The organism is Endozoicomonas sp. ALB032, assembly GCF_049310125.1.
In the GTDB taxonomy this organism is placed as follows: Bacteria; Pseudomonadota; Gammaproteobacteria; order Pseudomonadales; family Endozoicomonadaceae; genus Endozoicomonas_A.
The window spans coordinates 5,191,867-5,204,014 of the sequence record NZ_JBLYNW010000001.1; the positions used below are offsets into that span (position 1 = coordinate 5,191,867).

The 12,148-nt window shown below is 49.1% G+C and carries 8 protein-coding genes; 7 read left to right on the forward strand and 1 reads right to left on the reverse strand.

The annotated features are described in order from the left end of the window. The first annotated feature begins 40 nt into the window (after positions 1-40). From ACO6VG_RS18960 to ACO6VG_RS18990, 7 genes are all read left to right on the forward strand, one after another. Positions 41-2,005, forward strand: coding sequence for an extracellular solute-binding protein (locus ACO6VG_RS18960; protein ID WP_422475132.1), 1,965 nt, complete (start codon positions 41-43; stop codon positions 2,003-2,005). Between the two features lie 3 nt (positions 2,006-2,008). Continuing rightward, on the forward strand, positions 2,009-3,097 hold the full coding sequence (locus ACO6VG_RS18965) for a microcin C ABC transporter permease YejB (protein WP_422133749.1): 1,089 nt from the start codon (positions 2,009-2,011) through the stop codon (positions 3,095-3,097). 1 nt (position 3,098) lies between these two features. Continuing rightward, positions 3,099-4,151, forward strand: a complete 1,053-nt coding sequence (locus tag ACO6VG_RS18970) for an ABC transporter permease (RefSeq protein WP_422408888.1) — start codon at positions 3,099-3,101, stop codon at positions 4,149-4,151. Between the two features lie 3 nt (positions 4,152-4,154). Further along, entirely contained in the window at positions 4,155-5,756 is a 1,602-nt protein-coding gene (locus ACO6VG_RS18975) for an ABC transporter ATP-binding protein (protein ID WP_422137956.1), read from the forward strand. A 151-nt stretch (positions 5,757-5,907) separates the two neighbouring features. Then, positions 5,908-7,830, forward strand: coding sequence for a PrkA family serine protein kinase (locus ACO6VG_RS18980; RefSeq protein ID WP_422133752.1), 1,923 nt, complete (start codon positions 5,908-5,910; stop codon positions 7,828-7,830). Between the two features lie 17 nt (positions 7,831-7,847). Next, positions 7,848-9,119 (forward strand): YeaH/YhbH family protein, encoded by a 1,272-nt coding sequence (locus ACO6VG_RS18985; RefSeq protein ID WP_422133753.1) that lies wholly within the window; start codon positions 7,848-7,850, stop codon positions 9,117-9,119. 2 nt (positions 9,120-9,121) lie between these two features. Beyond that, a complete protein-coding gene (locus tag ACO6VG_RS18990; protein ID WP_422133754.1) occupies positions 9,122-10,630 on the forward strand; it encodes a SpoVR family protein in 1,509 nt (502 codons plus the stop codon). Positions 10,631-10,676: 46 nt separating this feature from the next. Here ACO6VG_RS18990 and ACO6VG_RS18995 read toward each other — a convergent pair whose 3' ends face one another. After that, a complete protein-coding gene (locus ACO6VG_RS18995) occupies positions 10,677-12,113 on the reverse strand; it encodes a glyceraldehyde-3-phosphate dehydrogenase (protein ID WP_422133755.1) in 1,437 nt (478 codons plus the stop codon). Positions 12,114-12,148: the final 35 nt, after the last annotated feature.

Consider the following 12,148-nt stretch of genomic DNA (forward strand, 5'->3'; position numbering starts at 1 on the left):
CAGGCTAACCATGAATCATACAGTGATGATAAAAAGATCGTTGAAGACAACGATTTTCCAGTCCCTCCCCATTGCGACCCTCTTGCTTTCCCTGTCTGTGATGCCTGTAACGGTAAAAGCAGAGGACGCAGTTAATAAACTCCCTTCCCTCTCCCTTTACGGTGACAGCAAATACTCAAAAGATTTCAAACATTTTGACTACGTGAACCCCGATGCACCCAAGGGTGGAACCTTGCGAATGGCCAGCATGGGGACTTTTGACAGCCTGAACCCCTATATAGAAAAAGGAACTCCGGCTGCGGGATTAGGCTTGATTTACGATACTCTGATGACCAGCAGTGCCGATGAACCTTTCTCCATGTACGCCCTGGTAGCTGAATATGCAGAGCCCGCCGTTGATAACAGCGGCATCACTTTCCACTTGAATGCAAAAGCCCGGTTTCACGACGGACAGCCTGTAACTGCCGAAGATGTGGTTTACAGTTTTGAACTGCTCAGGGACAAAGGCTCACCGTTTTACCGGGCATATTACGGCGATATTGCCAAGGCTGAAGCCCTGTCCAAACGCAGTGTGCGCTTCGTTTTCAAACACAACCGTAATCCTGAACTTCCCCTGATCATTTCCCAACTCCCGGTTCTTCCAAAACACTTCTGGGAAAAAGAGTCGAATAACTTCGAAGAGGGCAACCTGACTCACCCTCTGGGCAGCGGCCCATACAAAATCCATTCTGCCGAGCCGGGTCGCAGTATTGTTTACGAGAGAGTTGTTGATTACTGGGGTAAGGATTTGCCGGTCAACAAAGGTCGCTATAACGTTGATGAGCGTCGTTATGACTATTACCGGGATGCCAACGTATCACTGCAAGCATTGAAAGCCGGGGAGTACGATCTCCGCTTTGAAAATATTGCCAGAAACTGGGCCACCGCCTATGACACTTCGGCAGTTAAAAAAGGTGACCTGATTCAGGAATCCATCCCAACCAAAGCCCCTCAGGGTATGCAGGGGTTTGTCTTTAACCTGCGCAGAGATATTTTCAAGGACGTCAGAGTTCGAAAAGCGTTGAATTACGCCATGGACTTCCAATGGCTTAACAAGAATCTGTTCTATAACAGTTACACCCGGACACAGAGTTATTTTGCCAACTCTGATATGGAAGCAACCGGCATTCCTGAAGGTAAAGAATTGGCCTACCTTGAGCCCTGGCGAGATCAACTCCCCGCCGAGTTATTTACCCAACCCTTCAAACTGCCCGTCACCGATGGCAGTGGCAGAATCCGCAATCAGCTGAGCGAAGCTCTGTCCCTGATGGAACAGGCGGGCTGGAATCTGGAAAATGGCTCGCTCCGGAAAAACGGCAAGCCCTTTGAATTCGAAATTCTTCTGTATGATTCAAGCATGGAGAAAGTGGCCCTGCCAATGAAGAAAAACCTTGAAGCCATGGGCATCGATGCCAACCTGCGAATCGTGGATATTTCACAATACATAAACCGCCTCAGAAGCTTCGACTTCGATATGCTGGTCAGTCGCATTCCCCAATCCAGTTCGCCCGGAAACGAGCAACGGGACTTCTGGGGCAGCGAATCAGCGGATCTGCCAGGCAGTCGAAACCTGATAGGGATTAAAAACCCGGTGGTTGATGGCCTGATCAGGGAATTAATCAATGCCGACTCCAGAGAGGATCTGGTCGCCGCCGTTAAGGCTCTGGATCGGGTGCTGCTCTGGAATCAATACATGATCCCCCAATGGTATCTGGCCAGTAACCGGGTTGCCTACTGGAAGCCCCTTAAACACCCTCTCAGCCGTCCTGATCAGGAACCTCTTTATCAGTTGGACCTGGACTCCTGGTGGATAGAACCGACAACCATCAGGGCTTCTTCAGACGCGACCGCCGATGGCGAAGAAAAAAATGAAGAAAATAAAGGCATACCACTTTGGCCTGTCGGCATTCTACTGGTCATCCTGTTTCTGGGATGGGTCATCCGTCGTTCAAAACGTCGCAACTGAATTATGAAAAGCTATATTCTACGCCGTCTGGCGTTAATGATTCCGACACTGTTTGGCATCCTGCTTCTGAACTTTGTCATCATTCAGGCTGCACCGGGTGGCCCTGTTGAGCAAATGATTGCCAAACTGGAAGGTTTTGAAATCAATGCCACCAGTCGTATCGGAGGCTCCAGCAGTGCCGAGATTCAACAATTGAGTGTGGACGAATCCGGTGAGTATCGGGGACGGCGGGGACTGGACCCGGAACTCATCAAAGACATCGAAAAGCTTTACGGTTTTGACAAACCCGCCTACGAGCGCTTTTTACAAATGGTTGTCAACTACGCTCAATTTGAGTTTGGCGACTCCTTTTTCAGGGATGCGAAAGTCATTGACCTCATCAAGGAAAAGTTACCTGTCTCAATCTCTCTGGGTTTATGGAGCACACTGCTGATCTATCTGATCTCCATTCCCATGGGCATTCGAAAAGCAATAAAGCACGGTAGCCACTTCGATGTCTGGACCAGCGCTGTTATTACCACAGGCTATGCCATTCCCAGCTTTCTGCTGGCCATCCTGCTTATTGTTCTGTTTGCCGGTGGCAGTTACTGGAACTTCTTCCCACTGCGTGGGTTAACTTCGGAAAACTTTGATCAGCTCAGTCTGATCGGCAAACTGGCAGACTACGCCTGGCATATGGTTCTCCCGGTTTTTTGCATTGTTATTGGTGGTTTTGCAACATTAACGATGCTGACCAAAAACTCTTTTCTCGATGAAATTCATCGCCAGTATGTGCAGACAGCCCGCGCCAAGGGTCTGGATGATAACCAGGTGCTGTACGGACATGTTTTCAGAAACGCCATGCTGCTGGTGATATCCGGATTTCCTGCGGCCCTGATTGGCATACTGTTCACCAGCTCATTGCTGATTGAAATTATTTTTTCACTGGATGGACTGGGCCTGCTCGGCTACGAAGCCGCCATTAATCGCGATTACCCTGTGGTCTTCGGATCTCTCTTTATCTTCACTCTCATAGGCATGGTGGTAAAACTGCTGGGAGATCTGACCTACATGCTGGTCGACCCAAGAATTGACTTCGAGGCGAGGGACTAATATGGCATCGTCTCAAAGCATAAAGCCTTCCCGTATAAGCCCGCTCAACCGGCGACGCTGGCAAAGTTTCAAAAGTAATCGGCGGGGCTATTACTCACTCTGGATTTTCGGTTTCCTGTTTTTCACTACGTTATTTGCCGAATTTATCGCCAACGACAAGCCCCTTCTGGTTTATTTCAAGGGTGAAATCTATACCCCCATTTTACATATCTACCCTGAGACAACCTTTGGTGGCGAGTTTGAACTGGAAATGGATTACCGCCAGGACTACGCAAAAGAGTTGATTGAACCCCATGGATGGATGTTGTGGCCACCGATTCATTACAGCTACGATACTATCAACTATGCCCGAGTTGCTCCGGCACCTCCCACGTTTGACAATATTCTGGGCACCGATGACCAGGGCAGAGATGTATTGGCAAGGGTTATTTATGGTTTCAGAATATCCGTACTTTTTGGTCTGATTCTGACGCTTTTCAGCTCCGTCATAGGGGTTGCCGTAGGCGCCATACAGGGATTTTACGGCGGACGAACTGATCTTATAGGACAACGATTTATTGAAGTCTGGTCAGGTATGCCCAGCCTGTATCTGCTGATCATTCTTTCCAGCTTTGTCGAGCCCGGCTTCTGGTGGCTGCTGGGTATTATGCTGCTGTTTTCATGGATGGCACTGGTGGATGTGGTCCGTGCCGAATTTCTGCGTGGTCGAAACCTTGAATATGTCCGTGCAGCCAGAGCCCTGGGGATGACCGATAGCCGGTTAATGTTTCGTCACATTCTGCCCAACGCCATGATTGCAACAGTCACCTTTATGCCCTTTATTCTGACCGGAGCCATTACCACCCTGACTTCTCTGGACTTCCTGGGTTTTGGTCTGCCAGCCGGATCACCTTCACTGGGTGAGCTGATCGCCCAGGGTAAGAACAATCTTCAAGCGCCATGGCTGGGCATTACAGCCTTCATGGTAATGTCAGTGATGCTGACCCTGCTGGTGTTTATCGGGGAAGCCACCCGCGACGCTCTGGATCCACGCAAATACGTTACAGGTCACTAAGCGATGACAAGTTCCCTGCTCCAAATCAAAGACCTGAAAGTCCGCTTCAACCAGAGCGGTGGCAGCAGCGATGCGGTAAAAAACGTCAGTTTTGAACTGTTTCCCGGAGAGACGCTGGGTCTGGTGGGTGAGTCCGGCTCAGGTAAATCCATTACAGCTCTGAGCATACTGCAACTGCTTCCTGAAAATGCCAGTCACCAGGGCGAGATAGTGTTTGCTGGCAAAAACCTGTTGGCTCTGTCAGAAAGAGAAATGCGAGGCGTTCGGGGTCATCAGATTGGTATGATTTTCCAGGAGCCCATGACCGCTCTCAATCCACTGCATACCATAGAGAAGCAGATCTGCGAAGTTCTCAGTCTGCATCTGGGAATGCGCCCTCAATCTGCCAGTCAGCGGGCTTTGGAGCTGCTTGAACTGGTGGGCATTCAGGAGCCCGCCAAAAAGCTTTCAGCCTATCCTCACGAATTGTCCGGTGGCCAGCGCCAAAGAGCCATGATTGCCATGGCACTGGCCTGCGAGCCAAAGGTCCTTATCGCTGATGAGCCCACCACGGCACTGGATGTCACCGTCCAGAGGCAAATCCTGACACTGTTGGCAGAGTTGCAGCAGAAAATGGGTATGGCTATTTTATTTATCAGCCATGACCTCAACCTGATCCATCATGTTTCCCATCGAATTTGCGTCATGAAAGATGGAGAACTGGTGGAAACCGGTGCCACAGAAGCGGTTTTTAATCAGCCAAAACATCCTTATACGAGAGAGCTGCTCAATGCTGAGCCTTCAGGGGCTCCTGCTCCTGTCTCTGATGAGCAACATAAGGTTATCGAAGGACAGGACATCAGGGTCTGGTTTCCAGTCAAAGCCGGATTCTTTCGAAGAACGGTTGACCATATCAAAGCCGTCACCGATCTTTCCATCTCAGTTGCAAAAGGTGAAACACTGGGTATTGTCGGTGAATCCGGTTCTGGAAAAACCACATTGGGCATGGCCCTGCTGAAGTTGCAGGAAAGTCAGGGTCAGATCTACTTTGAAGGTGAAGCCCTCCACCTCCTGAACCAGAAACAGTGTCGTCCATACCGACGACAGATGCAGGTTGTTTTTCAGGACCCCTATGGCAGTCTGAGTCCGAGAATGACCATAGCCGATATCATTGGCGAAGGACTCGATATCCACCAGCTGGCCAGCAACAGTGAACGGGACCATCTGATCATAAAAGCCATGACAGAAGTCGGTCTTAACCCTCAATGGCGGCACCGTTATCCCCATGAGTTTTCTGGCGGACAGAGACAGCGTATTGCCATAGCCAGGGCCCTGGTTCTGAAACCCGGGCTGATTATTCTTGATGAGCCCACTTCGGCGCTGGACAGGACTGTCCAGTCTCAGGTGATTGAGCTGTTGAGAGACCTGCAGAAAAAATACAACCTGAGCTATATTTTTATCAGCCATGACCTTGCTGTAGTGAAAGCTATGAGCCACAGGATTCTGGTGATGAAAGACGGTGAGATTATTGAACAGGGATCAACTGAACAGATCTTTCACCATCCGCAAACAGGATACACCCGCGAGCTGCTTGAAGCCGCCTTCGAAAGTCATCAGCGGCGCTGATTCCTGACAGGAAAAACAGTCTGCATTCTGAGAGTATTTCATCGTTCTTTTATGAAGAAGATGAAATACTTCACTCCCTGATTCATTGTCATCACTGGCTTTTCAACTATCTTCACTTCACCTGCAGACGAATCCCGTCGGAGTAAGCAGCATGTCCCTGTTTGAACATTACCAGCAAAGATATGACCTGACCCAGGAAGAAGAGATGAGCCTTCAGGCTTTCCTGGAACTGTGCAAGAATGAACCCGGAACCTACGCCAGCGCCGCCGAGCGTATTCTTGAGGCCATTGGTGAGCCGGAGCTTATCGATACTTCCAGAAACCCGAGGCTCAGCAGAATTTTCTCCAATAAGCTGATCAAACGATATCCGGCGTTTGATGGCTTCTTTGGTATGGAAGAAGCCATTGAACAGATTGTTTCTTACTTCCAGTACGCCGCCCAGGGACTGGAAGAGAAAAAGCAGATTCTCTACCTGCTTGGCCCGGTGGGCGGTGGTAAGTCGTCTCTGGCAGAAAAACTGAAAGAACTGATAGAAAAAGTGCCCTTCTATGCCATCAAGGGGTCACCGGTGTTCGAATCACCGCTGGGTCTTTTCAACCCGGAGCAGGACGGAGAGCTGCTGGCGAAAGAATTCGGTATACCCGGTCGCTGTCTGCGCTACATTATGTCCCCATGGGCTGTTAAGCGCCTTGAGGAATACAAGGGTGATATTACCCGATTCAGAGTCGTCAAACTCTACCCTGACCGACTGAAGCAGATTGCCGTTGCCAAAACCGAACCCGGCGATGAAAACAATCAGGATATTTCCAGTCTGGTAGGCAAGGTAGATATACGACAACTGGAAGAGTATTCCCAGGATGATCCGGATGCCTATAGCTTCTCGGGGGCGCTCTGCAGAGCCAACCAGGGCGTTATGGAATTTGTCGAAATGTTCAAGGCGCCCATCAAGGTACTCCACCCTTTACTGACAGCCACCCAGGAAGGGAATTACAACAGCACAGAAGGTCTTGGCTCCATTCCTTACGAAGGCATTATTCTTGCTCACTCGAACGAATCGGAGTGGCAGGCATTCAGAAACAACAAAACCAATGAAGCTTTTATTGATCGCGTCAATATAATCAAAGTGCCCTACTGCACCCGTATGAGTGAAGAGATAAAAATTTATCAGAAGTTACTTGAGCACAGCTCTCTGAACAAGGCCCCCTGTGCCCCGGACACATTGCGGATGCTTGCTCAATTCAGCGTTTTGTCGCGAATTGTTGATCCGGAGAATTCTTCCATTTACTCGAAGATGCGGGTTTATGACGGCGAGAATCTCAAAGACACGGATCCCAACGCCAAATCGCTCCAGGAATACAAGGATGCCGCTGGCGTTGACGAGGGCATGGAAGGATTATCAACTCGTTTTGCTTTCAAGATTCTCTCAAAGGTCTTTAATTTTGACCCTACCGAAATAGCAGCTAACCCGGTTCACCTGTTGTACGTTCTTGAACAGCAGATTGAACAACAACAGTTCCCTGAAGCGTTGGAAGAGCGTTACATCGGCTTTCTCAAGGAGTATCTGACGCCAAGATACGTTGAGTTTCTGGGTAAGGAAATACAGACGGCTTATCTGGAGTCCTATTCTGAGTATGGCCAGAACATATTTGATCGCTACATTACCTACGCGGATTTCTGGATTCAGGATCAGGAGTTCAGGGACCCGGATACCGGGCAGATTCTTGACCGTAAGGCACTGAATGATGAGCTGGAAAAAATTGAGAAGCCAGCGGGCATAGCCAACCCGAAAGACTTTCGCAACGAGGTGGTGAATTTTGTGCTCAGGGCCAGAGCTGACATGCAGGGCAAGAATCCTATCTGGCTCAGTTATGAGAAGATGAGAGCCGTGATTGAGAAAAAGATGTTCTCCAACACAGAAGATCTGCTGCCGGTCATCTCTTTCAACGCCAAGGCTTCTCATGACGACCAGAAGAAACATGCCGACTTTGTAGACCGCATGGTCCAACATGGCTACACCGAAAAGCAGGTCAGGCTGCTGTCTGAATGGTACATCAGGGTCAGAAAGTCCCAGTAGCCCGGCAAGTGACCGTCATGAGTATCATCATTGATCGACGCCTGAACAGCGGCAAAAAAAGTACCGTTAACCGTCAACGCTTTCTGCGACGGTACAAAAACACCATCAAAGAGTCTGTAAAGAAGCAAATCAACCAACGCTCGATTACCGATATGGAGCGTGGTACGGATGTCACTATTCCCAGGAAGGATGTATCAGAACCGGTCTTTCATCATGGCGATAATGGTCGCAGACAACATGTTCATCCCGGCAACAAAGAGTTCCACTCAGGTGACAGGTTCAAGCGCCCAGAGGGTAGTCAGGGTCAGGGGGCAGGTGAAGGCGAAGCCAGTCATCAGGGTTCGGGCATTGATGACTTTGTCTTCCAGATCAACCGGGATGAATTTCTTCAGTATCTCTTTGAAGATCTGAAGCTGCCCAACCTGATCAGGAAAAACCTGATGGACACCACCGAATACTCTCTCAGGCGTGCCGGATTCACCTTGTTTGGCTCTCCTGACCGGTTGAATGTCGTGCGTTCACTCAGGGCCGCTAATGCCCGCAGAATTGCCCTTTTTGGCAAGGAACGCAAATTGATCAGGGAGTTGAAGCGTCAACTCAGGGAGCTTGAGGTACAACCAGGTGGTCGTGACAGGGAGAAGGAAGAGGCGCTTCGCCATCAAATCACTGAATTGAACAAAAAGCTGCGTCGGTTGCCGTTTATTGACGACTTTGATCTGCGCTTTAACAATCTGGTGAGGGTGCCACAACCTTCCAGCAAAGCCGTTATGATCTGTATCATGGATGTCTCGGGTTCCATGACCCGGGAGATCAAGGATATCGCCAAGCGGTTTTTTCTTTTGCTTTACCTGTTTCTGGAAAGAAATTATGAAGCCACTGAAGTGGTTTTTATAAGACATCATTCCCAAGCACGAGAATGTAACGAACAGGATTTTTTTTACGCCAGAGAAACGGGAGGTACCATTGTCTCTTCAGCACTGGTGCTAGCCAGGCAGATCATTGATGATCGTTATCCATCGGCAAAATGGAATATTTATGTTGCTCAGGCCTCAGATGGCGATAACTGGGACAGCGATAACCCACTCTGTCATGACGCCATTACCCGGAAGCTTCTGCCTCTGGTCCAGTATTTCGCCTACGTAGAAATCGCCAACCGGCATCAGAACCTCTGGCATACCTACAAAGACATCGAAAAAAACTTCAGTGAACAGTTTGCCCAGCAGCAGATTCGTGACCAGAGCAATATCTATCCGGTCTTCCGACGTCTTTTCGAAAAGAAAGTGGAATAGCCATGACTCGCCAGTACCTTTCAACCGGTTCCGAATGGACCTTCGAATTGCTTCATGCTTATGACAGGGCCATTGGTCAGCTGGCAGAAAAATTTAAGCTTGATACTTACCCGAACCAGATCGAAGTCATTAATTCGGAACAGATGATTGATGCCTACGCTTCAGTAGGCATGCCCCTGATGTACCATCACTGGAGTTTTGGCAAAAAATTTCTCACCAACCTTCAAAACTATCAGCGCGGCCACATGGGCCTGGCCTATGAAATCGTCATAAACTCTAACCCCTGCATTGCCTACCTGATGGAAGAAAATTCCATGGCCATGCAGGCGCTGGTGATTGCCCATGCCTGTTATGGTCACAACTCTTTTTTCAAAGGCAACTACCTCTTTCGCCAGTGGACCAATGCAGACTCGATTGTCGATTATTTATTGTTTGCCAGGAACTACATTTATCAGTGCGAAGAGAAATACAGTGTGGATGCCGTTGAAGAGATGCTTGATGCCTGTCATGCGCTGATGAACCAGGGGGTCAATCGATATATGCGCCCTTCTGCTATTTCTGCAGAAATGGAAAAAAATCAGGCACGGGAAAGAGAAGAATATATCCAGAGAAATATCAATGACCTCTGGCGTACGGTCCCGACCAAAAAGGAAGACCCTGCCAAATTGAGAAGACGTTTCCCTCCGGAGCCGGAAGAAAACATTCTCTACTTTATTGAAAAAAACGCCCCACTGTTAAAAACCTGGCAGCGGGAACTGATTCGAATTGTCCGTAAGATAGCCCAGTATTTTTATCCTCAGCGACAGACCCAGGTCATGAATGAAGGCTGGGCCAGCTTCTGGCATTACACACTGATGCATCAGCTCTTCCGGGAAGGTCTGATAAACGAAGGCTACATACTCGAGTTTCTGCATTCCCACAGTAATGTCGTGTTTCAGCCGGATTTTGATGATCCACGCTATTCCGGCATTAATCCTTATACCCTGGGCTTTAATATCTACCGGGACATTCGCCGGATATGCGAGCACCCTACTGAAGAGGACCGGCTCTGGTTTCCTGACCTGGCGGGCAGTGACTGGCTGAAAGCTATCCATCACGCCATGGTTCAATACAAGGACGAGAGTTTTATACTCCAGTTCCTTTCACCCAAAGTGATGCGGGATATGAAGTTATTTTGCATTGATGACGACCACAAAAAAGCCTTCCTGGAAGTCAGCGCCATACACGATGAGTCAGGTTACAAAGCACTCAGGGAGGCATTGTCCAATCAATACAATCTGGGTAATCAGGAGCCTAATATCCAGGTTTATGATGTTGATGTAAGAGGAGACCGCTCGCTGACCCTGATTCATTCCATGCACCTAGGTCAGAACCTTCACGCAGGAACTGCTATGGAAATTCTCAAACACCTGCACCTGCTATGGGGGTTTGACGTACGGTTGAATTCCGTGGACGCTAAAGGTGTGGTACAGCACAGTTACTGTACCTCGGAAATACACTGCACCCCCTGAAAAAACTCATCAGATGAGCTTTTTCAGGACGATAGACTAATGCCTGTTATTGAAGAGGCAGGGTCTTGTGGTGATTACCGGTCATGTGTTGCAGAATACGATTGACCTGGCAGCTGTAACCAAATTCGTTGTCATACCAAACGTAGAGTACGCAGCGGTTGCCATCAACAATGGTGGCCTGACTGTCAACAATACCCGCATTACGGTTACCGACAAAGTCACTGGATACCGCTTCAAAAGAGGTCACGTAATCGATCTGCTTCTTGAGATCAGAGAACAGCGCCATCTCGCGGAGATAGCTGTTAAGCTCTTCAACGGTAGTGTCTTTGGACAGATTCAGGTTCAGGATAGCCATGGATACGTTGGGAGTCGGAACCCGAATGGCATTACCGGTCAACTTACCCTGCAACTGAGGCAGCGCCTTTGAGACGGCCTTTGCAGCTCCGGTTTCAGTGATCACCATGTTCAGGGCAGCACTGCGACCACGGCGGGAACCTTTATGGTAGTTATCAATCAGGTTCTGGTCATTGGTGTAGGAGTGAACGGTTTCCACATGGCCATTCTCAACACCAAATTTGTCGCAGATCGCTTTCAGTACGGGTGTGATCGCATTGGTGGTACAGGACGCAGCAGAAATAATCTGATCTTCATCATTGATGATGTTGTGGTTGACACCAAACACAACATTTTTCAGATCGCCCTTGCCCGGGGCAGTCAGCAGAACCCTGGAAGCTCCGTTAGACTGAAGGTGTTGACTCAGACCTTCCTGATCACGCCATACACCGGTATTGTCTACGATGATGGCGTTGTTAATACCGTAGCTTGTGTAGTCGATGGAATCCGGAGAGTTGGCATAGATAAACCGGATCGCCACACCGTTGGCGTAGATGATATTGTTCTCTTCATCCACACTGATGGTGCCATTGAATGAACCGTGGACCGAGTCACGTCTCAGCAGACTGGCACGCTTTTGCAGATCGTTTTCCGCTTTGCCCTTGCGAACGACAACCGCTCTCAAATTCAGGCCGGAACCACCTGCTCGTTCAACAAGAATTCGAGCCATGAGTCGACCAATACGACCAAAGCCGTAGAGAACGACATCTTTATCGTCATGGCCATTGCCATTCTTGCCATCCACGAGCCCGGAGACCTGACTGCGAACGTACGCTTCCAGGGTTTGCTTGCCTTCACTTTTTTCGTAGCCGGATGCCAGCTTACCAATATCAATTCTGCCCGGAGCCAGGTTCAGCTTGCTCAGCAATTCAATGACAGGGAATGTCTGACGGACACAGAGGGCAGAACCTTCTACCTGGCGGACGTATTTGTGAGATTTAAGGATGTCAATCACAGAACGGTTGATGATTGAGCGGCCATAGATTGAGGTCACAACGTTGTTTTCGCGATACAAGCGGCCGATCAATGGAATCATGGATTCGGCTAAGGCTTCACGTTCTCTCCAGTCCTGAAAATGGTCTTTTCCCACGGTTCCAATCCTGTAATTTTTATGCACTCAAGGCT

Excerpts from the sequence above, each read along its gene's own strand:
- ACO6VG_RS18965 (WP_422133749.1), top strand. The coding sequence starts at position 2,009 with ATGAAAAGCTATATTCTACGCCGTCTGGCGTTAATGATTCCGACACTG.
- ACO6VG_RS18970 (WP_422408888.1), top strand. The coding sequence starts at position 3,099 with ATGGCATCGTCTCAAAGCATAAAGCCTTCCCGTATAAGCCCGCTCAAC.
- ACO6VG_RS18975 (WP_422137956.1), top strand. The coding sequence starts at position 4,155 with ATGACAAGTTCCCTGCTCCAAATCAAAGACCTGAAAGTCCGCTTCAAC.
- ACO6VG_RS18980 (WP_422133752.1), top strand. The coding sequence starts at position 5,908 with ATGTCCCTGTTTGAACATTACCAGCAAAGATATGACCTGACCCAGGAA.
- ACO6VG_RS18985 (WP_422133753.1), top strand. The coding sequence starts at position 7,848 with ATGAGTATCATCATTGATCGACGCCTGAACAGCGGCAAAAAAAGTACC.
- ACO6VG_RS18990 (WP_422133754.1), top strand. The coding sequence starts at position 9,122 with ATGACTCGCCAGTACCTTTCAACCGGTTCCGAATGGACCTTCGAATTG.